General features: G+C 62.0%; 20 protein-coding genes. 3 read left to right on the forward strand and 17 right to left on the reverse strand.

Features of this window, described 5'->3' with window-relative positions:
* Positions 1-102 precede the first annotated feature (102 nt).
* The 16 genes from dnaE to rpsB form a co-directional block, all read right to left on the reverse strand.
* Complete coding sequence (dnaE, locus tag LMH93_RS21335; RefSeq protein ID WP_054888937.1) at positions 103-3627, reverse strand: DNA polymerase III subunit alpha; 3525 nt, start codon at positions 3625-3627, stop codon at positions 103-105.
* A 186-nt stretch (positions 3628-3813) separates the two neighbouring features.
* Complete coding sequence (gene rnhB, locus LMH93_RS21340) at positions 3814-4437, reverse strand: ribonuclease HII (protein ID WP_003252319.1); 624 nt, start codon at positions 4435-4437, stop codon at positions 3814-3816.
* A gap of 1 nt (position 4438) precedes the next feature.
* Complete coding sequence (gene lpxB / locus LMH93_RS21345; protein ID WP_003252318.1) at positions 4439-5566, reverse strand: lipid-A-disaccharide synthase; 1128 nt, start codon at positions 5564-5566, stop codon at positions 4439-4441.
* A 1-nt stretch (position 5567) separates the two neighbouring features.
* Positions 5568-6344, reverse strand: a complete 777-nt coding sequence (lpxA, locus tag LMH93_RS21350; RefSeq protein ID WP_003252316.1) for an acyl-ACP--UDP-N-acetylglucosamine O-acyltransferase — start codon at positions 6342-6344, stop codon at positions 5568-5570.
* Positions 6341-6781 carry a 3-hydroxyacyl-ACP dehydratase FabZ gene (gene fabZ / locus LMH93_RS21355; RefSeq protein ID WP_003252314.1) on the reverse strand — a complete coding sequence of 147 codons (441 nt, stop codon included), beginning with the start codon at positions 6779-6781 and terminating at the stop codon, positions 6341-6343. Before fabZ ends, lpxA begins: the two co-directional genes overlap by 4 nt.
* A 114-nt stretch (positions 6782-6895) precedes the next feature.
* Positions 6896-7951 (reverse strand): UDP-3-O-(3-hydroxymyristoyl)glucosamine N-acyltransferase, encoded by a 1056-nt coding sequence (lpxD, locus tag LMH93_RS21360; protein WP_003252312.1) that lies wholly within the window; start codon positions 7949-7951, stop codon positions 6896-6898.
* Between the two features lies 1 nt (position 7952).
* Positions 7953-8456: an OmpH family outer membrane protein gene (locus LMH93_RS21365; RefSeq protein WP_003252311.1), complete on the reverse strand. Its 504-nt coding sequence runs from the start codon at positions 8454-8456 to the stop codon at positions 7953-7955.
* A 44-nt stretch (positions 8457-8500) separates the two neighbouring features.
* The gene (bamA, locus tag LMH93_RS21370; protein WP_003252308.1) at positions 8501-10861 is read right to left on the reverse strand and encodes an outer membrane protein assembly factor BamA; all 2361 of its coding nucleotides are present in this window, start codon (positions 10859-10861) and stop codon (positions 8501-8503) included.
* 73 nt (positions 10862-10934) lie between these two features.
* The gene (rseP, locus tag LMH93_RS21375) at positions 10935-12287 is read right to left on the reverse strand and encodes an RIP metalloprotease RseP (RefSeq protein WP_004574728.1); all 1353 of its coding nucleotides are present in this window, start codon (positions 12285-12287) and stop codon (positions 10935-10937) included.
* A gap of 72 nt (positions 12288-12359) precedes the next feature.
* Entirely contained in the window at positions 12360-13550 is a 1191-nt protein-coding gene (gene ispC / locus LMH93_RS21380; protein WP_004574729.1) for a 1-deoxy-D-xylulose-5-phosphate reductoisomerase, read from the reverse strand.
* Positions 13547-14362 (reverse strand): phosphatidate cytidylyltransferase, encoded by an 816-nt coding sequence (locus tag LMH93_RS21385; RefSeq protein ID WP_003252301.1) that lies wholly within the window; start codon positions 14360-14362, stop codon positions 13547-13549. Before LMH93_RS21385 ends, ispC begins: the two co-directional genes overlap by 4 nt.
* Positions 14362-15117, reverse strand: a complete 756-nt coding sequence (gene uppS, locus LMH93_RS21390) for a polyprenyl diphosphate synthase (RefSeq protein ID WP_003252299.1) — start codon at positions 15115-15117, stop codon at positions 14362-14364. The genes LMH93_RS21385 and uppS overlap by 1 nt, the downstream gene beginning before the upstream one ends.
* Before the next feature lie 15 nt (positions 15118-15132).
* Positions 15133-15690, reverse strand: coding sequence for a ribosome recycling factor (frr, locus tag LMH93_RS21395; protein ID WP_003252296.1), 558 nt, complete (start codon positions 15688-15690; stop codon positions 15133-15135).
* A complete protein-coding gene (gene pyrH / locus LMH93_RS21400) occupies positions 15687-16430 on the reverse strand; it encodes a UMP kinase (protein WP_003252294.1) in 744 nt (247 codons plus the stop codon). The genes frr and pyrH overlap by 4 nt, the downstream gene beginning before the upstream one ends.
* A 181-nt stretch (positions 16431-16611) precedes the next feature.
* Complete coding sequence (gene tsf, locus LMH93_RS21405) at positions 16612-17475, reverse strand: translation elongation factor Ts (RefSeq protein ID WP_003252290.1); 864 nt, start codon at positions 17473-17475, stop codon at positions 16612-16614.
* A 185-nt stretch (positions 17476-17660) separates the two neighbouring features.
* Positions 17661-18398, reverse strand: coding sequence for a 30S ribosomal protein S2 (rpsB, locus tag LMH93_RS21410; RefSeq protein WP_003252287.1), 738 nt, complete (start codon positions 18396-18398; stop codon positions 17661-17663).
* Positions 18399-18744: 346 nt separating this feature from the next.
* Here rpsB and map point away from each other — a divergent pair, with 346 nt between their 5' ends.
* From map to dapC, 3 genes are read left to right on the forward strand one after another with little or no spacing between them, the layout of a single operon-like run.
* Positions 18745-19527, forward strand: a complete 783-nt coding sequence (map, locus tag LMH93_RS21415; protein ID WP_003252286.1) for a type I methionyl aminopeptidase — start codon at positions 18745-18747, stop codon at positions 19525-19527.
* 41 nt (positions 19528-19568) lie between these two features.
* A complete protein-coding gene (locus LMH93_RS21420; protein ID WP_003252283.1) occupies positions 19569-22271 on the forward strand; it encodes a [protein-PII] uridylyltransferase in 2703 nt (900 codons plus the stop codon).
* 30 nt (positions 22272-22301) lie between these two features.
* A complete protein-coding gene (dapC, locus tag LMH93_RS21425; protein ID WP_230064572.1) occupies positions 22302-23498 on the forward strand; it encodes a succinyldiaminopimelate transaminase in 1197 nt (398 codons plus the stop codon).
* Positions 23499-23616: 118 nt separating this feature from the next.
* Here dapC and LMH93_RS21430 read toward each other — a convergent pair whose 3' ends face one another.
* Positions 23617-25263, reverse strand: coding sequence for a Na+/H+ antiporter (locus LMH93_RS21430; RefSeq protein WP_060546238.1), 1647 nt, complete (start codon positions 25261-25263; stop codon positions 23617-23619).
* Positions 25264-25397 lie beyond the last annotated feature (134 nt).

The raw sequence follows: 25397 nt of genomic DNA on the forward strand, positions 1-25397 counted from the left end.
ATCCGTCTTGGGTCTACGGCCAGGCGGCCGGCCGGTTGATCCGTTTGGCGCCATACCTTAAGGGATCAGGCGCATTCAGGTCGAGATTAAATTTTTGTCGGTTCAACGATATTGCAGGAAGACGTTCTCACGCCCGAACTGGTCACGCAGCGCCTGAATCAGCCCATCGGCCGGATCGATCGCCCACTGCTCGCCAAACTGCAGCATGGCCTTGGCGTCGCTGCCGGTGTACTCCAGCGTGATCGGGCAGGCACCGCGATGGCGGGTGATCAGCTCGCCCAGCCACTTCAGCCGGTCGCCCTTCAGTGCGTCGTGCGCCACCTTCAGGCGCAGGCTCTCGGCCAGCTTGGTGCGTGCGTCTTCCATGGTCATCACTTGCTTCACCCGCAGGCGCAAGCCCCCGGAGAAGTCGTCATTGCTGACCTCGCCTTCCACCACCACCATCGCGTCGGTCTGCAGCAAGGACTGTGCCGCCATGAAGGCATCGGCAAACAGCGATGCCTCGATCCGCCCGGAACGGTCATCCAGGGTGACGAAGCCCATCTTGTCGCCCTTCTTGTTCTTCATCACCCGCAGCGCAATGATCATGCCCGCGATGGTCTGGGTTTCGCGCGACGGCTTGAGGTCGACGATGCGCTGGCGGGCGAAGCGGCGGATCTCGGTCTCGTACTCGTCGATCGGGTGGCCGGTGAGGTACAGGCCAAGGGTGTCTTTCTCCCCCTTCAGACGCTCCTTGAGGGTGAGCTCGCGCACCTTGCGGTGGTTGGCATACACATCGACATCTGCCGCGTCGAACATGCTGCCGAACAGGTCGACATGACCACTGTCAGCGGTGTGTGCGGCCTGCTCGGCCGCCTTGATGGCCTCGCCCAGCGCCGACAGCAAGGTTGCCCGGTTGATGTCGATGTTGGCGTGGTAGGCCTTGATCTCGTCATGGAAGTGCGGGCCAAGGCGGTCCAGCGCGCCACTGCGCACCAGCGCATCAAGGGTACGTTTGTTGACCCGTTTGAGGTCGATGCGTTCACAGAAATCGAACAGGTCCTTGAAGGGACCGCCTTGGGCACGGGCCTCGACAATCGCCTCCACCGGGCCTTCGCCGACACCCTTGATGGCACCAAGGCCGTAGACGATACGGCCGTCGTTGTTGACGGTGAACTTGAAGTCCGAGAAGTTCACGTCCGGCGCGTCGAGGCGCAGCTTCATGCTGCGCACCTCCTCCACCAGCACCACCACCTTGTCGGTGTTGTGCATATCCGCCGACAGGACCGCGGCCATGAATGGCGCCGGGTAGTGGGTTTTCAGCCAGGCGGTCTGGTACGACACCAGGCCATAGGCGGCGGAGTGGGATTTGTTGAAGCCGTAGCCCGCGAACTTCTCTACCAGGTCGAAGATGTTACCGGCGAGGTCCGCATCGATATTGTTGGCTACGCAACCTTCGATGAAACCACCGCGCTGCTTGGCCATTTCCTCGGGCTTTTTCTTACCCATGGCCCGGCGCAGCATGTCGGCGCCGCCCAGGGTATAACCTGCCATCACCTGGGCGATCTGCATCACCTGTTCCTGGTACAGGATGATGCCGTAGGTTGGCGCCAGTACCGGCTTGAGGCCTTCGTACTGGTAGTCGGAGTGCGGGTAGGCCAGCTCGGCGCGGCCGTGCTTGCGGTTGATGAAGTCGTCCACCATGCCCGATTGCAGCGGGCCCGGGCGGAACAACGCAACCAGTGCGATCAGGTCTTCCAGGCAGTCGGGCTTGAGCTTCTTGATCAGCTCCTTCATGCCGCGCGATTCCAGCTGGAACACCGCCGTGGTTTCGGCCTTCTGCAGCAGCTCGTAGGTCTTGCGGTCGTCCAGCGGGATGAAGTCGATGTTGAGGTCGGGCAGGTTCTTCTTGGCCTGCTCGCGGTTGATGATCTCCATCGCCCACTTGATGATGGTCAAGGTACGCAGGCCGAGGAAGTCGAACTTCACCAGGCCGGCGGCCTCGACGTCATCCTTGTCGAACTGGGTTACCAGGCCACCACCCTCTTCATCACAGGCGATCGGCGAAAAGTCGGTGAGCTTGGTCGGTGCGATAACCACACCACCGGCGTGCTTGCCGGTACCCCGGGTCACACCCTCCAGCTTCAGGGCCATGTCCCAGATTTCACGGGCGTCTTCGTCGCCCTTGAGGAAGTCACGCAGGATTTCTTCCTGCTCGTAGGCCTTCTCCAGGGTCATGCCCACTTCGAAGGGGATCATCTTCGACAGGCGGTCGGCCAGGCCATAGGATTTGCCCTGCACCCGCGCCACGTCACGCACCACCGCCTTGGCGGCCATGGTACCGAAGGTGATGATCTGGCTCACCGCATTACGGCCGTAGGCCTCGGCCACGTAGTCGATCACCCGGTCACGGCCGTCCATGCAGAAGTCGACGTCGAAGTCGGGCATGGAAATACGTTCAGGGTTGAGGAAGCGCTCGAACAGCAGGTCGTAGGCCAGCGGGTCGAGATCGGTGATCTTCAGTACATAGGCCACCAGCGAGCCAGCACCCGAACCGCGGCCCGGGCCAACCGGTACGTCGTTGTTCTTGGCCCACTTGATGAAGTCCATAACAATCAGGAAGTAACCGGGGAAGCCCATCTGGATGATGATGTCCAGCTCGAACTTCAGGCGGTCCAGGTAAACCTGACGCTTTTCTTCATAATTGGGCGTGGTCTCTTTCGGCCACAGCACGGCCAGGCGCTCTTCCAGGCCTTCGTGGGACACATGCCGCAGGTAGTCGTCGATGCCCATGCCGTTGGGCGTGGGGAAGTCAGGCAGGAAGTACTTGCCCAGCTGTACCTGGATGTTGCACCGCTTGGCAATTTCGACGGTGTTGGCGATGGCGTCGGGCAGGTCGCTGAAGAGCTCGGCCATTTCCTCGGCCGACTTCAGGTACTGCTGGTCGCTGTAGCAACGCGGACGGCGGGGGTCATCGAGGGTCCAGCCCTCACCGATACAGACGCGGGTTTCGTGGGCGTCAAAGTCCGTCTGCTTGATGAAACGTACGTCGTTGGTAGCCACCAGCGGGGCGCCAAGCTTGTCGGCCAATGCCACCGCCGCGTGCACGTATTCTTCGTCGCGTGCGCGATTGGTGCGCTGCACTTCAACGTAGAAGCGCTCGGGGAACATGCCCATCCAGTCTTGAAGAAGCACTTCGGCTTCGTCTTGCCGACCCGCCAGCAGCGCCATGCCAATGTCGCCTTCCTTGCCCGCGGACAGGGCAATCAGGCCCTCGCTGGCCGGGGCGATCCATTCACGCTGGAGGATGACCAGGCCGTTGCGCTGGCCATCGGTCCAGCCGCGCGAGATCAGTTCGGTGAGGTTGCGATAGCCCTTGGGGTCCATGGCCAGGAAGCAGATGCGCGACAGCGGGGCTTCCGGGTCGGCACCGGCCAGCCACAGGTCGGCACCGCAGATCGGTTTGATGCCGGCGCCCATGGCCGTCTTGTAGAACTTCACCAGCGAGCACATGTTGCTCTGATCGGTGATCGCGACCGCCGGCATGTTCATCCCGGTCAGCGCCTTGGCCAGCGGTTTGATCCGCACCAGGCCGTCGACCAGCGAGAATTCGGAATGGACGCGCAGGTGAACGAAGGGAACCGACATGGAAGATCCTGTAGCAGAGCTTAACGACAAGGGCGGGATTGTAGCCTAACTGGGGGCTTTTTTTGGGGCTGCTTTGCAGCCCTTCGCGGGCACGCCCGCCCCCACAGGTACGCCACCGCTGCTCAGACCGATGAATCCTGTTGGAGCGGGCGTGATCGCGAAGGGCCGCAAAGCGGCCCCAACAGGTCAGATCAGGGAATCGGTGACGCCTTCGCGCGCTTCCCAAGCCGCCCGCACAGGGGCGAAGGAACGCCGGTGGATGGGCGTAGGCCCAAGGCGCGCCAGCGCCTCGAGGTGCACCGGCGTTGGATAACCCTTGTGACCGCCAATGCCATAACCCGGGTAGATCAGTTCGAATGCACTCATCTCCCGATCACGGGTCACCTTGGCCAGGATCGATGCCGCCGCAATGGCCGGCACCTGGCTATCCCCCTTGACCACCGGTGCTGCCGGCACCGCCAGTTTCGGGCAGCGATTGCCGTCGATCAGGGCCAGCTTTGGCGTAATGTGCAAGCCCTCCACTGCCCGCTGCATGGCCAGCATGGTGGCCTGCAGGATGTTCAGGCTGTCAATTTCCTCGACTTCGGCACGGGCGATGCAGAAGCTCAAGGCCTTTTCGCAGATCTCGTCGAACAGCGCCTCACGCCTGGCTTCGGTGAGTTTCTTCGAATCGTTCAGACCGAGAATCGGCCGCGCGGGATCAAGAATCACGGCCGCCGTTACCACCGCGCCGCACAACGGGCCGCGGCCCACTTCGTCAACGCCGGCGACCAGGTCTTCTACCAGGTTGAAGTCCAGTCCAATTTGCATGTCAGCGGTCCTTGAGCAGGGCCAGTACCGCCTCGGCCGCCTGATTGGAGGCGTCACGGCGCAGGGTGCGGTGAATTTCGTCGAAACGTTCGGTCTGCTGGCTTCCATCGCGCACCAGCGGCGCCAGGGTGTTGGCCAGCGCTTCACTGGTAGCGTCGTCCTGCAGCAACTCGGGCACCAGCTCTCGCTGGGCCAGCAGGTTCGGCAATGACACGTAAGGGCTTTTCACCAGACGCTTGAGAATCCAGAAGGTCAAGGGCGCCAGGCGGTACGCCACCACCATCGGCCGCTTGTACAGCAGCGCCTCGAGGGTGGCGGTACCCGAGGCGATCAGCACCGCGTCACAGGCTGCCAGGGCTTGGTGCGACTGGCCATCGAGCAGGGTCAGCGGCAGTTGGCGCCCTTCAAGCATCTGTTCGATCTGGGTGCGCCGCGTGGCGTTGGCGCAGGGCAACACGAAGCGCACACCCGGCACTTGTTGGCAAAGGCGCTCGGCGGCGTCGAGGAACAACGCGCCCAGGCGCCCTACTTCGCCCCCCCGACTGCCCGGCATCAACGCCACCACCGGCCCCTCGCCCAGGCCCAGCGCGGCGCGCGCGGCCGGGCGGTCGGCTTCAAGCGGGATGGTGTCTGCCAGCGGGTGGCCAACAAAACGCACTGGCACACCCTGCTCTTCGTAGAACCGCGCCTCGAACGGCAGCAGCGTCAGCATCAGGTCGCAGCCTTCGCGGATCTTCAGCACCCGCTTTTGCCGCCAGGCCCACACTGACGGGCTGACATAGTGCACGGTCTTGATCCCGGCCTGGCGCAGCTTCAGCTCGATGTTGAGGGTGAAGTCAGGGGCGTCGATGCCGATGAATACGTCGGGTTTTTCTTCGATCAGGGTCTGGATCAGCAGCTTGCGGCGCTTGAGCAGCTCGCGCAGACGCCCCAGTACCTCGACCAGCCCCATGACGGCCAGGCGCTCCATGGGGAAATAGGATTGCAGGCCCTCGGCCTCCATCAAAGGGCCGCCAACCCCGATGAACCGCACGTCGGGGTGGCGTGCCTTGAGGGCACGCATCAAGCCTGAACCAAGAATATCGCCACTGGCCTCACCCGCGACCAGCGCTACGCAAAGCTGGGCCATATCAGCGCGTGATGCCGCGAGCGGAGCTCAGGATCGACTGACGGAACAGCTCGACCTCAGGGTGTTGCGTGGCCGGTTCGGCCAGCTCCTTGAGCGCGTCTTCGACGGTCAGGCCCTGACGGTAGACAATCTTGTAGCAACGACGCAGCACATGGATCACCTCGTCGCTGAAACCGCGGCGGCGCATGCCCTCGAAGTTCATGCTGCGGGCTTCGGCCGGGCTGCCGAACACGGTAACGAAGGCCGGAACGTCCTTGCCAATGGCCGTGCCCATGCCGGAAAACGCGTGGGCGCCAATATGGCAGTACTGGTGAACCAGGGTGTAACCGGACAGGATCGCCCAGTCACCCACATGTACATGACCTGCCAACGCCGTGTTGTTGACCAGGATGCAGTGGTTGCCGATGACACTGTCGTGGCCAATGTGGGCATAGGCCATGATCAGGTTATGGTCACCCACGGTGGTTTCCGAGCGATCCTGAACAGTACCGCGGTGGATGGTCACCCCTTCGCGAATCACATTGTGATCGCCGATCACCAGGCGCGTCGGCTCACCCTTGTACTTAAGGTCCGGGGTGTCTTCACCGATCGAGGAAAACTGAAAGATACGGTTGTGCTTGCCGATGCGGGTCGGGCCTTTGAGCACAACATGCGGGCCGATAACGGTGCCCTCCCCGATTTCGACATCAGGGCCAACGATCGACCAAGGGCCGACCTCGACGCCGTCGGCCAGCTTGGCCGACGGATCGATAATGGCCCGAGGATCAATCGAATTCATAGGGAGCGTTCCGCGCAGGTGATTTCTGCCGAGCAGACCGGCTTGCCATCGACAAGGGCGCGGCACTCGAACTTCCAGATCATGCTTTTACGGCTGAGGAACTTCGCCTCCAGCACAAGCTGGTCGCCCGGGAGAACCGGCTGACGGAAACGCAGTTTGTCGGAACCGACGAAGTAGTACAGGGTGCCATCGGCCGGCTTGGCATCGAGCATCTTGAAACCAAGGATGCCGGCCGCCTGGGCCATGGCTTCGATGATCAGGACACCCGGCATGATCGGGTGTGCCGGGAAGTGGCCATTGAAAAACGGCTCGTTGATGCTGACATTCTTGTAGGCACGAATGCTCTGGGCCTCGAAGTCCAGATCCGTCACACGGTCTACCAGCAGGAACGGGTAGCGGTGAGGCAGGTATTCGCGAATCTCGTTGATGTCCATCATTTCGGTGGGGAAGCCTGTAATAAGAATAGGGAGCGCAGGTGCTGACCACACGCTCCTTTTGCAATCCAAAGAGGAGCCAGCTAGCGACTGTTCACTCTTGCTCAGGGAATGGTATCAGCCTTCTGATGTCGGCAGGCCACCTGAGGTCACGGTATCGACGCGTTTTTCCAGCTGCTGGAGACGCTTGGCCATGTCGTCCAGGTGGCGGATACGCGCGGCGCTCTTGCGCCAGTCAGCCAGCGGCTGCATGGCAGTGCCGGAAGAATAGGAACCCGGTTCAGTGATCGAACGGGTAACCATGGTCATTCCGGAAACGAAAACGTTATCGCAAATATCGATGTGCCCAACCAGCCCCACACCACCGGCCAGCATGCAGTGCTTGCCGATGCGCGTGCTGCCGGAGATTCCGACGCAAGCGGCCATGGCAGTGTGATCACCGATCTGCACGTTGTGAGCGATCTGGATCTGGTTATCCAGCTTGACCCCGTCGCCGATCCGGGTATCGGACAGCGCGCCACGGTCGACAGCCGTATTGACACCGATCTCAACGTCATCACCAATGGTGACGCCGCCGATCTGTGCAATCTTGCGCCAGATACCCTTCTCGTTGGCAAAGCCGAAGCCCTCACCGCCGATCACGGCACCCGACTGGATGACCACACGCTTACCGATGGTCACGTCGTGATACAGCGTGACCCGCGGTGCCAGCCAACCACCTTCACCGACCACACAGCGGGCACCGATGAAGCAGTGTGCGCCGATGCTGACGTTGGCGCCGATGCGCGCACCACTTTCGATGACTGCGAACGGCCCGATGCTGGCGCTGGCGTCCACCTGGGCATCTTCCGCCACCACGGCGCTGGGATGTATTCCCGCCTCAGCCTTGGGTTTGGGATCGAACAGGTGGGAAATCCGCGCGTAAGCCAGGTACGGGTCCGCCACGACCAGGGTATTGCCGGCAAAGCTTTCGGCATCCGCAGCCTTGAGCAGCACCGCGCCGGCCTGGCTGTTGTCCAGGTACTTGCGGTACTGCGGGTTGGCGAGGAAGCTCAACTGCGTCGGGCCAGCCTCTTGCAAGGTGGCCAACCCGGTAATCTGCAGCGCCTCGGGCCCCTTGAGGGTAGCTCCGAGTACCTCGGCCAGCTGGCCTAGCGTCATGGTCACACTCATATCAACGGGCTTGGTTCATGCGCTCGATGACTTGGCGGGTGATGTCGTACTGAGGTTTGACATCGATGACCGCACCACGCTCGAGGACCAGGTCGTAGCCGCCCTTCTTGATCACTTCCTCGACAGCACCATCCAGCTTCGGCTTCAGTTGCTTGAGCATGTCGCGATCAGCAACGGCCTTGGCTTCGTTCAGTTCCTTGGACTGGAACTGGAAATCGCGGGCCTTTTGCTTGAACTCGAGCTCCAGGCGCTCACGCTCCTGCTGCTGCATCTTGTCGCCGCCCTTGATCAGGCGGTCCTGGATGCCCTTGGCACTGCTTTCCAGGCTTTTCAGCTTGGTCAGTTGCGGACCGAATTTCTTCTCGGCATCAACCGCATACTTCTTGGCGGCATCCGACTCGAGCAGGGCCATCTGGTAGTTCAGGACGGCAACCTTCATTTCGGCGAAAGCCGGGGTGGCGACCAGCGCCGCGGCCACTACGGCCAATTGAGCCAATTTACGCACGATGCACTCCTGGATAAACCGTTGTCATTAAGCAAGGGCCGACCTTAGAAGGTCTGGCCCAGAGAGAATTGGAACACCTGGGTATCGGCATCGTCCGGCTTCTTGACCGGCATTGCCAGGCTGAAGCTCAACGGGCCCAGTGCGGTAATCCAGGTCACGCCCAGGCCGACCGAACTGGCCATGCCCGAGAACCCGACCTTCTCGCAATCAGGTTTGTTGCCGCAATTGGTGTCGAACACGTTACCCACGTCCCAGAACACGGAAGTGCGCAGTGAACGCTGGTCCTTGACGAACGGCAGCGGGAACAGCAACTCGGCACCACCTTGCACCAGCACGTTACCACCAAACGGCAACGGATCCTGATCCGGGTCGGCGATGGTGCCTGGCTTGCCACCTGCGGCCTCGCCGATGCTCGGGGTACTGCGCGGGCCCAGGCTGCTGTCCTTGAAGCCACGGACGGAGTTGAAACCACCCGCGAAATAGTTCTCGTAGAACGGCAGGCCGGAGGTGCTGCCGTACCCATCACCATAGCCCAGCTCGGTATGCAGGCGCAGGGTGTAGTCGCTGGTGATCGGCTTGAACAGCTGGCCACGGTAGTCAAGCTTGAAGAACGACAGGTCGCTGCCCGGAACGGTGGACTCCAGGGTCAGGCTTTGCGAGTGACCACGGGTGGCCAGTACGCCTTTGTTCAGGGTCGACTCGGACCAGCCGATCGAGGCCTTGAAGTTCAGGAAGTTGTCACCTTCCTGCTCGAGGAAGTCGAAGATCTCGTCAACGGTGTACTTGCCGGTCTTGATCTTGTCCTGCTGCACGCTCAGGCCGTAGGTCAGGCGCGAGGTTTCGCTGATCGGGTAGCCCAGGCTGACGCCGGCACCGTAGCTGTCCACCGCGTAGCTGGCAACATCGACGTCGAGGTCGTCGTAATCGGTGCTGCGGTAGAAGGCGTTGTAGCCCAGGCTGACGCCATCGGCAGTGAAGTAGGGATCAACGAAGCCGAAGTTGTAACGGGTCTGGTATTCCGAACGGGTCAGGCCGATGGACACCTTGTTACCGGTACCGAGGAAGTTGCTCTGGCTGATCGAACCACCCAGGATCAGGCCGGCGCTCTGGGCGAAACCGACGCTGGCGGTGATCGAGCCGGAGGCCTGCTCTTCGACGCTGTAGTTGACGTCGACCTGGTCGTCGGTGCCAGGCACCTGCGGGGTCTCGACGTTGACTTCCTTGAAGAAGCCCAGGCGCTCAAGACGGGTCTTGGACTGGTCGATCAGGTAGGTCGACGCCCAGCCACCTTCCATCTGGCGCATTTCGCGACGCAGCACTTCGTCTTCGGTCTTGGTGTTGCCGCGGTAGTTGATGCGGTTGACGTAGGCACGCTTGCCCGGGTCGACCACGAACATGATGTCGACGGTGTGGTCCTGGTCGTTTGGTTGCGGCACGCCGTTGACGTTGGCGAAGGTGTAGCCTTCGTTACCCAGGCGGCGGGTGATCAGCTCGGACGTGGTGGTCATCACCTTGCGCGAGAACACCTGGCCCGGCTGCACCAGCAGCAACGACTTGACCTGGTCTTCCGGCACCTTGAGGTCACCGGACAGCTTCACGTCGCGAACGGTGTATTTCTCGCCTTCGTTGATGTTGACGGTGATGTAGACGTGCTTCTTGTCCGGCGTGATGGACACCTGGGTGGAGGCGATGTCCATGTTGATGTAGCCGCGGTCCAGGTAGTAGGAACGCAGGCGCTCCAGGTCACCGGAGAGTTTTTCACGGGCGTACTTGTCGTCGTTCTTGAAGAACGACAGCCAGTTGGTGGTCTTCAGCTCGAACAGCTGCCCCAGGGTCTCATCATCGAATACGTTGTTGCCCACGATGTTGATGTGCTGGATGGCGGCGACGGTGCCTTCGTTGATCTTGATCTTCAGCGCCACACGGTTGCGCGGCTGCGGCACCACCTCGGCGTCGACTTCGGCCGAGTAGCGGCCTTGGGCCACGTACTGGCGCTGCAGCTCGTTACGCACACCTTCGAGGGTGGCACGCTGGAAGATCTCGCCTTCGGCCAGGCCCGATTGTTTCAGGCCCTTCATCAGGTCTTCGGTGCTGATCGCCTTGTTGCCTTCAATCTCGATGCTCGACACCGACGGGCGCTCGACCACGTTGATGATCAGCACATTGCCATCGCGGCTCAACTGGATGTCCTGGAAGAACCCGGTCTTGAACAAGGAACGAGTCGAGTCCACCAGGCGGCGGTCGTCGGCCTGGTCGCCAACGTTCAGCGGCAAGGCACCGAACACACTGCCAGCGGAAACCCGCTGCAGGCCGTTGACGCGAATATCGGAGATGGTGAAGGACTCGGCGTGAACTTCAGCGATCATCAGTGCGGACATGACCGCAGTTAGCAGCAGACGTTTCATGAAGTCCTTTTATTCCAACTGGCAATAAACAACCTGCCGTCACAAAACGGCAGGTTCGCAATTGAGCGAAGCTTTATAGTCGACCCAGATCGTTGATCAGGGCGAGCAACATCACCCCTATGACCAAACTGATACCGATCTGAACCCCCCAACCTTGCACCCGATCCGACAGCGGACGACCGCGCGCCCACTCGACCAGGTAAAACAGCAAATGCCCCCCGTCCAGTACTGGAATGGGCAGCAGGTTAAGAACCCCCAGGCTTATGCTCAGGTAGGCCAGGAAATTCAGGAAATCCCCCACGCCGGACTGGGCTGAAGCGCCCGCCACTTTAGCAATGGTTATCGGTCCACTCAAGTTTTTTACCGAGAGCTCCCCGAACAGCATTTTCTTCAGCGATTCAAGGGTCAGGACGCTCATGTTCCAGGTACGCGACAAGCTCTCACCCACCGCATCCAGCGGGCCGTAGCTGATTTCGCGGAGCATGTTGGCAGGCCATTCGCCACCTTTGACGCCAGCGCCAAGATAGCCACCGACGGCCTTGCCCTCCCCCTTGCGGGCCAAGGTCACCGGCAGCTCCAGGGCAGCGCCATCGCGCTCCACTCGCACCACGACCTTGGCATCCGGGCGGGCGCGCACGCGGTCGACAACCTGCTGCCATTCAGTCACTGCCACATCGTCCAGAGCCAGCAGCTTGTCACCGGTTTTCAGGCCCGCAGCGGCAGCCGGCCCCTTCGGATCGATCTCGGCCAGCACAGGTGTGATCGCCGGTCGCCAAGGGCGCAGCCCCAGGGATTGAATCGGGTCCGGCTCGTCGGCGCCCTTGAGCCAACTGTCCAGCTTGACCTGCAACTGGCGCTCGGCGCTGGCGCCCTCATCGCGCACACCAATCTGCAAGGTACCGCTCTCGCCCAGACGACGAACCAACTGCAAATTGACCGCCGACCAACCGTTGGTCGGCTTGCCATCTACAGAAACGATTTCCTGACCTGCGGTCAGCCCTGCCGATGCTGCCAGGCTGCCACTGTCGACCGCGCCGATAACCGGGCGGACTTGCTGGGTACCCAGCATCGCCAGCACCCAGAAAAACAGGATAGCCAGCAGAAAATTGGCGATCGGGCCTGCCGCGACAATCGCAATACGCTGGCGCACCGACTTGCGGTTGAACGACTGCCCGGCCAGCGCTGGCGGCACATCGCCTTCGCGCTCGTCGAGCATCTTGACGTAGCCACCCAGAGGAATGGCCGCAACAACGAACTCGGTGCCGTGGCGGTCATGCCATCGCAGCAGCGGCGTGCCGAAACCCACCGAGAAACGCAGCACCTTGACGCCGCAGCGGCGCGCCACCCAGAAGTGCCCGAATTCGTGGAAAGTGACCAGCACACCCAACGCCACGAGGGTGCCGATAATCATGTAGAGCGCTGTCATGTCCATCTCCGAATGATGTTCAGCGGGCGGGCATTCCTGCCCAGCCCCCTCACGAACCTTGGCGGGGCTGCATCAGCGGCCGTGACGCCTCAACCACTCACGGGAAAGCTCCCGGGCACGCTGATCGGCGGCAAATACCGCATCCAGCGACGGCAGCGGCACGACCGGTTCCTGGTCGAGTACCTGTTCGATCATACCCGCGATCTCCGGGAAGCGGATGCGCCGTTCAAGAAATGCCTCGACCGCAACCTCGTTGGCCGCATTGAGCACGGCAGGTGCGCTGTTGCCGGCCTCGGCAGCCTGCCGCGCAAGGCGCAGGCAAGGGAAGCGTTGTTCGTCGGGCGCCTGGAAATCCAGACGGGCGATGGCGAACAGGTCCAGAGGGGCAACCCCGGAATCGATCCGTTCCGGCCAGGCCAACGCGCTGGCGATCGGCGTACGCATGTCCGGGTTGCCCAACTGCGCGAGTACCGAACCGTCCACGTAGTCGACCAGCGAGTGGATTACGCTCTGCGGGTGCACCACCACCTCAACCTTGGATGGCACGGCATCGAACAACCAGCAGGCTTCGATCAACTCGAGGCCTTTGTTCATCATGCTGGCCGAATCCACGGAAATCTTGCGCCCCATGGACCAGTTAGGGTGCGCACAGGCTTGCTCCGGGGTCACGTCCAGCAGCGCCTCGACCGGCGTTTCGCGGAACGGCCCGCCGGACGCGGTAAGCAGGATCCGGCGCACACCGACGGCACTCAGACCACGGGCGTAGTCGCCTGGCATGCACTGGAAGATAGCGTTGTGTTCGCTGTCGATCGGCAGCAGCACGGCCCCTTTTTGCCGCACCGCCTCCATGAACAGTGCGCCCGACATCACCAGTGCTTCCTTGTTGGCCAGCAACACCTTCTTGCCGGCCTCGACCGCTGCCAGCGTGGGCCGCAGGCCGGCAGCACCGACAATGGCTGCCATCACTGCATCCACTTCAGCGGCCGACGCCACCTGACAAAGCCCGGCCTCACCTTCCAGCACCTCGGTGGTGCAGCCGGCCGCAGCCAGACCCGCACGCAACCTCACCGCCGCCTCAGTGCTCGGCACCACAGCGAATGCCGGGCGATGACGCACACATAAGGCCAACAGCTCGTCGATGCGCGAATAGCCAGTGAGGGCAAACGCTTGATAACGGTCAGGATGACGCGCAATCACATCCAGCGTGCTCAGGCCAATGGAGCCGGTGGCCCCGAGTACGGTAATACGCTGCGGGCGACTCACATCACACCCCATTCGGCAGCCCACAACAGGACGGCGAAGATCGGGATTGCCGCCGTCAGGCTGTCAATGCGATCGAGCACACCCCCATGCCCGGGCAACAGATTGCTGCTGTCCTTGATACCGGAGCGACGCTTGAACATGCTCTCGGTCAGGTCACCGACCACCGAGGACATCACCAGCAACGCAGCGCCCAACAGGCCCAGCAGGATCTGACCAAAGCCCCAGTCGCGGCTGATGCCGACACCCAGGGTAATCAACAGGCTGACCGCCAGGCCACCGTACACGCCTTCCCAGCTCTTGCCCGGACTGACCTGCGGAGCCAGCTTGCGCTTGCCGAATGCCCGGCCAGAGAAGTACGCACCGATGTCGGCGGCCCACACCAGCACCATGACGGACAGGATCAGCCAGTTGCCCAGGGGCCAGTGCTTGAGCAGCACCAACCCTTGCCAGGCCGGCAGCAACACCAGCAGGCCGATCAGCAACCGACAGGCAGCACTGGCCCACAGGTCGCTGCTGCGCGGGTAGGTAAGCACCAGCCAGGTGGCCAGCCCCCACCAGATCACCGCAGCGCCCAGTACCCAGGGCGCCAGTTCCGGAAGGATGTACAGCAGCATCAGCGCCCCCGCGACCACCGCTGCATAGGCAATGCGCAGCGGCTGGGCCATCAGCCCGGCCAGGCGCGCCCACTCCCAGGCACCGAGGGTCACTACGAAGCCGATGAACAGGGCGAAATCCCCGCCATTGAGCAGGAAGAAACCACCCAGCGCGACCGGCAGCAGGATCAGCGCAGTAATGATGCGTTGTTTAAGCATTAAGCACGAGCTCCAGCCTCGACCTGCTCGCTGGTCTTACCGAAGCGGCGCTGGCGCGAAGCGAAATCGGCCAGGGCATTGCGCATGGCCTCGTGTTTGAAGTCCGGCCAGTAGAGGTCGGAGAAGTACAACTCGGCATAGGCCAGCTGCCACAACAGGAAATTGCTGATGCGGTGCTCGCCACCGGTGCGAATACACAGGTCTGGTAACGGCAGCTCGCCGGTTGCCAGACAGGTCTGCAGCAGGCCCGGCGTGATGTCTTCCGGGCGCAGGTGCCCGGCTTGCACTTCCCGCGCCAGCCGCTGGGCAGCCTGGGCGATGTCCCACTGGCCACCGTAGTTGGCTGCTATCTGCAGAATGAAGCGGTTGTTGCCAGCGGTCACTGCCTCGGCCTCGCGCATGGCGGCCTGCAGCTCAGGATGGAAACGCGAACGGTCGCCGATGATGCGCAGGCTGATATTGTTCTCGTCAAGGCGCTTGGCCTCACGGCGCAGCGCCGAGAAGAACAGCTCCATCAGCGCACCGACCTCTTCGGCAGGGCGCTGCCAGTTCTCGCTGGAGAAGGCGAACAGGGTCAGTACCTCGACCCCGGACTTGGCACAGACTTCGATGACCGCGCGAACGGCGTCCACACCCGCCTTGTGCCCGGCCACGCCGGGCAGCAGGCGCTTTTTCGCCCAGCGGTTGTTGCCATCCATGATGATCGCGACATGACGCGGCACCGAGGACGGCGCCGCTGGCTTGGTCTTTTCCATTAAAAAACCCCGGCCTTAGACGGCCATCAGGTCCTTTTCCTTGGCTTTGAAGGCAGCATCGACTTCGGCGACGAACTTGTCAGTCAGCTTCTGGATCTCGTCCGCGGCGCGACGCTCTTCGTCTTCGCTGATTTCCTTGTCCTTGGTCAGCTTTTTCAGGTCAGCCAGGGCGTCGCGGCGCACGTTGCGCACGGCTACCTTGGCATCCTCGGCAACACCGCTGGCCTGCTTGGTGTAGCCCTTGCGGGTTTCCTCGGTCAGGGCCGGCATCGGGACACGGATGGTGGTACCGGCGCTGGACGGGTTAAGGCCCAGATCGGAGGTGAGGATGGCCTTTTCGATGGCAGCGCTGAGGTTCTTGTCGTGAGCGACGATCTTCAGGGTGCGGGCATCTTCGACGGTGATCGCGGCGACCTGGTTCAACGGCATTTCGCTGCCCCAGGCGGTAACCTTGACGCTGTCCAGGATGCTTGGGTGAGCGCGACCGGTGCGGATTGCAGCCAGGTTGCGGGACAGGGCTTCGATGGACTTGCCCATGCGCTCCTGCGCGTCTTTCTTGATGTCGTTGATCATGCTTGGCCTTCCTCGATCAGTGTGCCTTCAGCGCCACCCACCACGATGTTCAGCAGGGCGCCAGGCTTGTTCATGTTGAATACCCGCAATGGCATCTTGTGGTCACGGCACAGGCAGATTGCGGTCAGGTCCATCACACCCAGCTTGCGATCCAGAACCTCATCGTAGGTCAGGTGATCGAATTTCTCGGCATGCGGGTCCTTGAATGGATCGGCAGTGTACACGCCATCGACCTTGGTCGCCTTCAGCACCACGTCAGCATCGATTTCGATGGCGCGCAGGCAGGCCGCGGAGTCGGTGGTGAAGAACGGGTTGCCGGTACCGGCGGAGAAAATTACCACATCCCCGGAGTTGAGGTGACGAATAGCTTTGCGGCGATCGTAATGATCGGTGACACCCACCATGGAAATGGCCGACATGACCAGGGCCGGGATGTTCGAGCGCTCCAGCGCATCGCGCATGGCCAGGCCGTTCATCACGGTAGCCAGCATCCCCATGTGGTCACCCGTGACGCGGTCCATGCCGGCTGCGCTGAGCGCGGCGCCGCGGAACAGGTTGCCACCACCGATCACCAGGCCGACCTGGACGCCGATCCCTACCAACTGGCCAACTTCAAGCGCCATGCGATCCAGCACTTTCGGGTCGATCCCGAAGTCTTCCGAGCCCATCAGGGCCTCGCCGCTAAGTTTGAGCAAAATGCGTTTATAGCGAGGTTGGCGACCACTCACCTGCTGAGCCATTGCGAGTCTCTCCTGCGGCGTACTTTTAGAAAATTCGTGCGGGCTGTTTGCAGCCTGCTAACTGTAGCGTGGCACCGCTTCGGTGCCAGCGAAGAGGGAGTCGTATAAACCCCTCTCCGTTTTGACAAAGAGGCTGCGCGCGTGAGCGGGCAGCCTCTTTGGGGCGACAGACGGGGCTGTCTTACTGCTTGGCAGCAGCTACCTGAGCGGCAACTTCAGCAGCGAAGTCGTCGACTGGCTTCTCGATGCCTTCGCCTACTTTGAAGTAGGTGAAGGAAACGATTTCAGCACCGGCTTTCTTGGCCAGCTCGCCAACCTTGACTTCCGGGTTCATGACGAAGGCTTGCTCTTTCAGCGAGGCTTCGGCTTTGAACTTGGTGATACGACCGTTGATCATGTTCTCAACGATGTTTTCCGGCTTGCCGGCGATCTTGTCGGCGTTCAGCTGCAGGAAGACATTCTTCTCGCGCTCGATGGCCTCGGCGGAGATTTCCGACGAATCCAGGAACTCAGGGTTCGAAGCCGCAACGTGCATGGCGATGTTCTTCGCCAGCTCCACGTCACCGCCTTTCAGAACGACGACAGCGCCGATCTTGTTGCCGTGCAGGTAGGCACCGACAACGTCACCCTCAACGCGCACCAGGCGACGGATGTTGACGTTCTCGCCGCACTTGGCAACCAGGGCTTCACGAGCAGCTTCACGCGAGGCGATCAGCGGAGCGGCGTCGGTCAGCTTCTGGGCGAAGGCTTCTTCGAGGCTTTCGGCCACGAAGTTCTTGAAGTCGTCTTGCAGGGCCAGGAAGTCGGTCTGCGAGTTCACTTCCAGCAGGACGGCGGATGTACCGTCGGTCTTGACGGCGATAGCGCCTTCAGCAGCGACGTTGCCAGCCTTTTTGGCGGCCTTGATGGCGCCCGAGGCACGCATGTCGTCAATGGCTTTCTCGATGTCGCCGCCGGCCTTTTCCAGGGCCTTTTTGCAATCCATCATGCCTTCGCCGGTACGCTCGCGCAGTTCTTTTACCAGCGCTGCAGTAATTGCTGCCATTTCAAAATCCTCTTGGAAAGTTTTTCAACCATTCCACCCGTCAATCACGGGCGTTCAATTCTGCAAATCCGCTGTTTTCATTTCAGCAGGCCCATGATGCGGGGCCGATGCTGACAGCAGGATTTCAAGGTGGCAAAAAGGGGGCAAAGCCCCCTTTTTGCGTGCCAAGTAGACGCTAGCGCCTATTACTCAGCAGCAGGTGCAGCCGCTTCTTCAGCGTAAACTTCGGTGCCGCCGGCAACGTTGTTGCGGCCGCGGATGACTGCGTCAGCCATCGAAGTCATGTACAGCTCGATAGCGCGAATGGCGTCATCGTTACCTGGGATGATGTAGTCAACACCTTCCGGGCTGCTGTTGGTATCGACAACGCCGATAACCGGGATACCCAGCTTGTTGGCTTCGGTGATCGCGATGCGCTCGTGATCAACGTCGATAACGAACAGAGCGTCTGGCAGACCGCCCATGTCCTTGATGCCGCCCAGGCTGCGATCCAGTTTTTCCAGGTCGCGGGAGCGCATCAGGGCTTCTTTCTTGGTCAGCTTGGCGAAAGTGCCATCTTCGGCCTGGGTTTCCAGGTCGCGCAGACGCTTGATCGAAGCGCGGATGGTCTTGTAGTTGGTCAGCATGCCGCCCAACCAACGGTGGTCAACGTACGGCGAACCGCAACGAGCTGCTTGCTCGGCGACGATCTTGCCGGCGGAACGCTTGGTGCCGACGAACAGGATCTTGTTCTTGCCCTGGGCCAGGCGTTCTACGAACGACAGAGCGTCGTTGAACATTGGCAGGGTTTTTTCCAGGTTGACGATGTGGATCTTGTTACGCGCGCCGAAAATGTACTTGCCCATTTTCGGGTTCCAGTAACGGGTCTGGTGGCCGAAGTGCACACCGGCCTTCAGCATATCGCGCATGTTGACTTGGGACATGATAGTTCCTTGATAAGTCGGGTTGGGCCTCCACGTATCCCAATGACCAACCCGCGAATTCTGCAACTCGGGGCACCCAGGTCATCGTGTCGACACGTGTGTGGGTTAAGTGCTGACGGGGTCGTCCCCGAAAGCGGCGCATTTTATACCACAGACCGCGAGCGAACGGAACCCGGATACTGTTGCGTCTGTCAGCACTTTTTGCAGCACCCCGGCTTTCGCGCCAGAATGCCAGCTGTAGACAACAGCATGGCCGCCTTTATCCCGACCGATCGGCGCCCTGCTCTGCTAGAATCCGGCCTTTCCCGTTTGTTCGCGCCGTGCACGGCGCCGTAGAGAGCCTGTAATGACCGTCACCATCAAGACCGCAGAAGACATCGAGAAGATGCGCATCGCTGGCCGCCTGGCCGCCGAAGTGCTGGAAATGATCGAAGAACACGTCAAGCCCGGTGTCACCACCGAAGAGCTCGACCGCCTGTGCCACGATTATATCGTCAACGTTCAGCAGGCCATCCCGGCACCGCTCAACTACAAGGGCTACCCGAAGTCGATCTGCACCTCGATCAACCATGTGGTCTGCCACGGCATCCCCAACGACAAGCCGCTCAAGGACGGTGACACGCTCAATATCGACGTCACCGTGATCAAGGACGGCTACCACGGCGACACCAGCCGCATGTTCCACGTCGGTAACGTGCCGGTCTGGGCCGAGCGCCTGTCCAAGGTCACCCAGGAATGCATGTACAAGGCCATCGAGCTGGTCAAGCCGGGCTGCCGCCTGGGCGACATCGGTGAAGTGATCCAGAAGCACGCGGAAAAGAACGGCTTCTCGGTGGTGCGCGAGTTCTGCGGTCATGGCATCGGCAAGGTGTTCCATGAAGAGCCGCAGATCCTCCACTACGGCCGCGCGGGCACGGGCATGGAGCTGAAGGAAGGCATGACCTTCACCATCGAGCCGATGATCAACCAAGGCAAGGCCGACACCAAGGTGCTGGGCGACGGCTGGACCGCCATCACCAAGGACCGCAAGCTCTCGGCCCAGTGGGAACACACTTTGGTGGTGACTGCGACTGGCTACGAGATCTTCACCCTGCGCAAGGACGACACCATCCCGCGCACTTCGGCCTGACCGCACTCCGACAGGCCACCCCACGACAGGAACGTGACGCGATGCCCCAGGTGGACCCCGAGCTGTTCGACCGTGGCCAGTTCCAGGCGGAACTGGCCCTCAAGGCGAGCCCCATCGCCGCCTTCAAGAAAGCCATCCGCCTGGCCGGCGAGGTGCTCGACAAACGTTTTAGCGCCGGCAGCGACATCCGCCCGCTGATCGAGGCCCGCGCCTGGCTCGTCGACAATATCCTGCAACAGGCGTGGAACCAGTTCGACTGGGGCGACCAGAGCGGCATCGCCCTGGTTGCGGTGGGCGGCTACGGGCGCGGTGAACTGCACCCGCACTCGGACATCGACCTGCTGATTCTGCTGGGCGCTGCCGAGCACGAGCAGTACCGCGACGCCATCGAGCGCTTTCTGACCTTGCTGTGGGACATTGGCCTGGAAGTCGGCCAGAGCGTGCGCACCGTCGACGAGTGCGCCGAACAGGCCCGCGCCGACCTGACGGTGATCACCAACCTGATGGAAAGCCGCACCATCGCCGGCCCCGAGGCCTTGCGCCAGCGCATGCTGGAAGTCACCAGCACCGCGCACATGTGGCCGAGCAAGGAGTTCTTCCTGGCCAAGCGCGCCGAACTCAAGGCCCGCCACCACAAGTACAACGACACGGAGTACAACCTCGAACCCAACGTCAAGGGTTCGCCAGGTGGCCTGCGTGACATCCAGACGGTCCTTTGGGTGGCCCGCCGCCAGTACGGGACGCTCAACCTGCATGCACTGGCCGGCGAAGGCTTCTTGCTGGAAAGCGAGAATGAACTGCTGGCTTCGTCCCAGGACTTCCTCTGGAAAGTCCGTTATGCCCTGCACATGCTGGCCGGACGCGCCGAAGACCGCCTGCTGTTCGACCACCAGCGCAGCATCGCCACGCTGCTGGGCTACAGCGATGAAAACCCCAAGCGGGCGATCGAACAGTTCATGCAGCAGTACTACCGGGTGGTGATGAGCATCAGCCAGCTGTGCGACCTGATCATCCAGCACTTCGAAGAGGTTATCCTCGCCGATGAGGAAAGTGGCAGCACCCAGCCGCTGAACGCGCGGTTCCGCCTGCATGACGGCTACATCGAGGCCGCCCATCCGAACGTGTTCAAGCGCACGCCATTCGCCATGCTGGAAATCTTCGTGCTGATGGCCCAACACCCCGAGATCAAGGGCGTGCGTGCCGATACCGTGCGCCTGCTGCGCGAACACCGCCACCTGATCGACGACACGTTCCGCACCGACATCCGCAATACCAGCCTGTTCATCGAGCTGTTCAAGTGCGAAATCGGCATCCACCGCAACCTGCGCCGGATGAACCGCTACGGCATTCTCGGCCGTTACCTGCCAGAATTCGGCCTGATCGTCGGGCAGATGCAGCATGACCTGTTCCACATCTATACGGTCGACGCGCATACCCTCAACCTCATCAAGCACCTGCGCAAGCTGCAATACACGCCGGTGTCCGAGAAATTCCCGCTGGCCAGCAAGCTCATGGGGCGCCTGCCCAAACCCGAGCTGATCTACCTGGCCGGCCTGTACCACGACATCGGCAAGGGTCGCCAGGGCGACCACTCGGAAATCGGTGCAGTGGACGCGCAGAAGTTCTGCGAACGGCACCAGTTGCCGGCCTGGGACAGCCGCCTGATCGTCTGGCTGGTGCAGAACCACCTGGTGATGTCGACCACCGCTCAGCGCAAGGACTTGTCCGACCCGCAGGTGATCAACGACTTTGCCCTGCACGTGGGCGACGAGACGCGCCTTGACTACCTGTACGTACTGACCGTGGCCGACATCAACGCCACCAACCCCAGCCTGTGGAACTCGTGGCGGGCCAGCCTGCTGCGCCAGCTGTACACCGAAACCAAGCGCGCCCTGCGCCGCGGCCTGGAAAACCCGCTGGACCGTGAAGAGCAGATTCGCCAGACCCAGTCTTCAGCGCTGGATATCCTGGTGCGCGAGGGCACCGACCCGGATGACGTCGAGCAGCTATGGGCGCAACTGGGCGATGACTATTTCCTCAAGCACACGGCCGCCGACGTGGCTTGGCACACGGATGCGATCCTGCAGCAACCGGCCGATGGCGGGCCGCTGGTGCTGATCAAGGAAACCACCCAGCGCGAGTTCGAAGGCGGCACGCAGATCTTCATCTATGCCCCCGACCAGCACGATTTCTTCGCCGTGACGGTGGCGGCCATGTCGCAGTTGAACCTGAACATCCACGACGCACGAATCATCACGTCGAGCAGCCAGTTCACCCTCGACACCTATATTGTGCTGGACAACGACGGCGGCTCGATCGGCGACAACCCGCAGCGGGTCAAGCAGATTCGCGACGGCCTGACAGAAGCGCTGCGCAACCCCGAGGACTACCCGACCATTATCCAGCGCCGGGTGCCGCGGCAGCTCAAGCACTTCGACTTCCCGCCGCAAGTGACCATCCTCAACGATGCCCAGCGGCCGGTGACCATCCTCGAAATCACCGCGCCAGACCGCCCAGGCCTGCTGGCCCGGCTGGGGCGGATCTTCCTGGAGTTCGACCTGTCACTGCAAAACGCCAAGATCGCCACCCTCGGCGAACGGGTAGAAGACGTGTTCTTCATTACCGATGCCGACAACCAGCCGCTGTCAGACCCGCAGCTGTGCAGCCGCCTGCAGGAAGCCATCGTGCAGCAACTGCAGGCCGGCCAAGGTAGCGACACCAGCCAGACCCGCGTGACCTTTTAACGATTAGACGATTGACGAGACCTTGCGCCGATGAACCATGCCTTGACCCAGCTTCAGCCCTATCCGTTCGAAAAGCTTCGCGCCCTGCTGGGCAGCGTGAAGCCTGCGGCGGACAAACGCGCCATCGCCCTGTCGATCGGTGAGCCGAAGCACGAATCGCCGGCGTTCGTTGCCCAGGCCATGGCCGACAACCTCGACAAGCTGGCGGTTTACCCCAGCACCCTTGGTTTGCCAGCCCTGCGCCAGGCCATCGGCCAGTGGTGCGAACGACGCTTTGGCGTGCCCGCCGGCTGGCTGGACGCCGACCGCCACATCCTCCCGGTCAACGGCACCCGTGAAGCGCTGTTCGCTTTCACCCAGGCCGTGGTCAACCGCGCCGATGACGGCCTGGTGATCAGCCCCAACCCGTTCTACCAGATCTACGAAGGCGCAGCGCTGCTGGCCGGTGCCACCCCGCACTACCTGCCGTGCCTGGAAAACAACGGTTTCAACCCGGACTTCGACGCCGTACCGGCCGAGGTGTGGAAGCGTTGCCAGATCCTGTTCCTGTGCTCGCCGGGCAACCCTACCGGTGCGCTGGTGCCAATGAACACCCTGAAGAAGCTGATTGCCCTGGCTGACGAACACGACTTCGTGATCGCCGCCGACGAGTGCTACAGCGAGCTGTACTTCGACGAGGACGCGCCACCGCCAGGCCTGCTGTCGGCATGCGCCGAGCTTGGCCGCAGCGATTTTGCGCGCTGCGTGGTGTTCCACAGCCTGTCCAAGCGCTCCAACCTGCCTGGGCTGCGCTCGGGCTTCGTCGCGGGCGATGCCCAGATCATCAAGCCGTTTTTGCTGTACCGCACCTACCACGGCTGCGCGATGCCGGTGCAAACCCAGCTGGCCAGCATCGCTGCCTGGCAGGACGAGGCGCATGTGCGCGCGAACCGCGACCAATACCGAGCCAAGTACGATGCCGTGCTGGATATTCTGCAGCCGGTACTGGACGTGCAACGCCCGGACGGCAGTTTCTACCTGTGGGCCAAGGTACCGGGCGACGATGCCGAGTTCACCCGTGACCTGTTCGGTGCCCAGCATGTGACCGTGGTACCGGGGTCGTACCTGTCGCGTGAAGTGAATGGCGTGAACCCGGGTGCCGGGCGCGTGCGCATGGCACTGGTTGCACCGCTGGCCGAATGCATCGAGGCGGCCGAGCGGATTCGCACCTTCCTGCAAAACCGCTGATCTGGCAGGGGCCTGTGGGAGCGGGTTACCAGCGCGGCACGGCCGGTGCCATTTACCGCGCTGGATTCTCGCGGGTAAACCCGCTCCTACAGGGGCTGCAACGCAGCCCTCTTGGGATCTACTTGACTGAACCCAGGTTCGCCTCACTCATATCCAGCTCACCCAGTACTTGCCGCACCACCTCATCCCCCACCAGGTGCTGGCGATGCAGGTTATACAATTCCAGCCGCTGCGCCCTCAGGGCACGCAAGCGTAAACGCCGCTCCAGCAAGTCCATCTGTGCGGCCAGGGCCTTGGCTTCAGCACTGTCGTCGTAGCTTTCCAGCTCATCCCGGTACTCAGCCATCAAGCGCGCCTTCAACTCGGTCGCCAACGTTGCCTGCGCAGCATCCTGCGGTGCGTTGCTGTCGATCACCTCTTCTGCCTCCAAGGCATGAATCGCCGCCTCGGCTGTGCGCCGCCAGGCTTCCTGCACCTCTTGGTGCAAGCGCTCGTCAGGGCTCTTGGTCACCCCGCGCAGTAATATCGGCAGCGCGATGCAGGCGCTGATCAACGACAGCAGGATTACCCCCGCAGCAATGAAGATAAGCAGGTCACGCTCCGGGAACGCTGTACCAGCCCCTATCAGCAACGGGATCGACATGACACCCGCCAGGGTGACAGCGCCGCGCACCCCCCCCAAGGTCAGCAACCAGCAGGAACGCGCCGTAGGCATCAGCACCAGTGCCGGCTTGCCGCGCCAGCGACGGACCACACCGATCGAGCGCCAGATACTCTGGACCCAGATGAACCGCAACAGAATCAGTGCGGCAAAGATCGCCACCACGTCCAGGCAGCGGTAGGCCAATGTCGGCCAGAGGGTCGCTTCGTGGCTGACCACAGCCTTGATGATGTCTGGCAACTGCAAGCCCAACAACAGGAAGATCAGGCCATTGAAGGCAAACTCCAGCAACGACCAGACACTGCGGTTGAGCAGGCGGGTACTGGTCTGACGCGGCAGCAGGTCGAGCCAGCTCTGCATCATGCCGGCCGCCACCGCCGAGAGAATACCCGAAACGCCCAGGCGCTCGGCCAGCACGTAGGCTGCGAACGGCAGCAGCAACATGAACACCACATGGGTAGCCGGATCGTCCCAGCCCCGGGTGATCATCCACATGCGCAGGCGACCGATCAACCAGCTCAGTACCACGCCCACCGCAAGGCCGCCCAGTGCGACCAACACGAAGCTGAAGCTGGCGTCAGCCAACGAAAACACCCCGGTGATCGCCGCCGCCAAGGCGAACTTGAAGGTTACCAGGCCCGACGCGTCGTTCATCAGCGCCTCGCCCTGCAGCATGTGCATCAGGGGAGTGGGCAGGCGGTCCTGGGCAATGGCCGAAACGGCCACGGCGTCGGTCGGCGAAAGCACGGCGGCCAGGGCGAAGGCCACCGGCAACGGGATGCTCGGCAGCAACCAGTGGATGAAGTAACCGGCGCCGACCACGGTGAACAACACCAGCCCCACGGCCAGCGCCACTACCGGGCCACGAATGCGCCATAACTCACGCTTGGGGATGCGCCAGCCGTCGGCGAACAGCAGCGGAGGCAGAAACAGGAATAGGAACAATTCGGGGTCAAGGGCTACATGCAGGCCCAGCGTCGGCCACGCCAGCAAGGCACCGGCGGCAATTTGTACCAGCGGCAATGGCAGCGGGATCACACGGCCGACCAGCTTCGACAGGCTGACCAGGGTCAGCAGGATGAGGACGGTGTAGGCGGACTGCATCCGGTAAGGCTTCCTTTGAGAACCAGAAACGATAGCAAGGCGAAACATCGCCATTGGAACAATATGTTAGCGGCGACCGACGGTTCGGGGCCGCTGCACGATAGTCGCAGGTGACGGGGGAATATGTAACATGA

This window comes from Pseudomonas sp. CIP-10 (assembly GCF_020911845.1).
GTDB lineage: Bacteria > Pseudomonadota > Gammaproteobacteria > Pseudomonadales > Pseudomonadaceae > Aquipseudomonas > Aquipseudomonas alloputida.

Bases quoted from the DNA above. Each gene is read 5' to 3' on its own strand.
- dnaE (WP_054888937.1), bottom strand. From the start codon at position 3,627: ATGTCGGTTCCCTTCGTTCACCTGCGCGTCCATTCCGAATTCTCGCTG.
- rnhB (WP_003252319.1), bottom strand. From the start codon at position 4,437: ATGCAAATTGGACTGGACTTCAACCTGGTAGAAGACCTGGTCGCCGGC.
- lpxB (WP_003252318.1), bottom strand. From the start codon at position 5,566: ATGGCCCAGCTTTGCGTAGCGCTGGTCGCGGGTGAGGCCAGTGGCGAT.
- lpxA (WP_003252316.1), bottom strand. From the start codon at position 6,344: ATGAATTCGATTGATCCTCGGGCCATTATCGATCCGTCGGCCAAGCTG.
- fabZ (WP_003252314.1), bottom strand. From the start codon at position 6,781: ATGATGGACATCAACGAGATTCGCGAATACCTGCCTCACCGCTACCCG.
- lpxD (WP_003252312.1), bottom strand. From the start codon at position 7,951: ATGAGTGTGACCATGACGCTAGGCCAGCTGGCCGAGGTACTCGGAGCT.
- bamA (WP_003252308.1), bottom strand. From the start codon at position 10,861: ATGAAACGTCTGCTGCTAACTGCGGTCATGTCCGCACTGATGATCGCT.
- rseP (WP_004574728.1), bottom strand. From the start codon at position 12,287: ATGACAGCGCTCTACATGATTATCGGCACCCTCGTGGCGTTGGGTGTG.
- LMH93_RS21385 (WP_003252301.1), bottom strand. From the start codon at position 14,362: ATGCTTAAACAACGCATCATTACTGCGCTGATCCTGCTGCCGGTCGCG.
- uppS (WP_003252299.1), bottom strand. From the start codon at position 15,117: ATGGAAAAGACCAAGCCAGCGGCGCCGTCCTCGGTGCCGCGTCATGTC.
- frr (WP_003252296.1), bottom strand. From the start codon at position 15,690: ATGATCAACGACATCAAGAAAGACGCGCAGGAGCGCATGGGCAAGTCC.
- pyrH (WP_003252294.1), bottom strand. From the start codon at position 16,430: ATGGCTCAGCAGGTGAGTGGTCGCCAACCTCGCTATAAACGCATTTTG.
- tsf (WP_003252290.1), bottom strand. From the start codon at position 17,475: ATGGCAGCAATTACTGCAGCGCTGGTAAAAGAACTGCGCGAGCGTACC.
- rpsB (WP_003252287.1), bottom strand. From the start codon at position 18,398: ATGTCCCAAGTCAACATGCGCGATATGCTGAAGGCCGGTGTGCACTTC.
- map (WP_003252286.1), top strand. From the start codon at position 18,745: ATGACCGTCACCATCAAGACCGCAGAAGACATCGAGAAGATGCGCATC.
- LMH93_RS21420 (WP_003252283.1), top strand. From the start codon at position 19,569: ATGCCCCAGGTGGACCCCGAGCTGTTCGACCGTGGCCAGTTCCAGGCG.
- dapC (WP_230064572.1), top strand. From the start codon at position 22,302: ATGAACCATGCCTTGACCCAGCTTCAGCCCTATCCGTTCGAAAAGCTT.
- LMH93_RS21430 (WP_060546238.1), bottom strand. From the start codon at position 25,263: ATGCAGTCCGCCTACACCGTCCTCATCCTGCTGACCCTGGTCAGCCTG.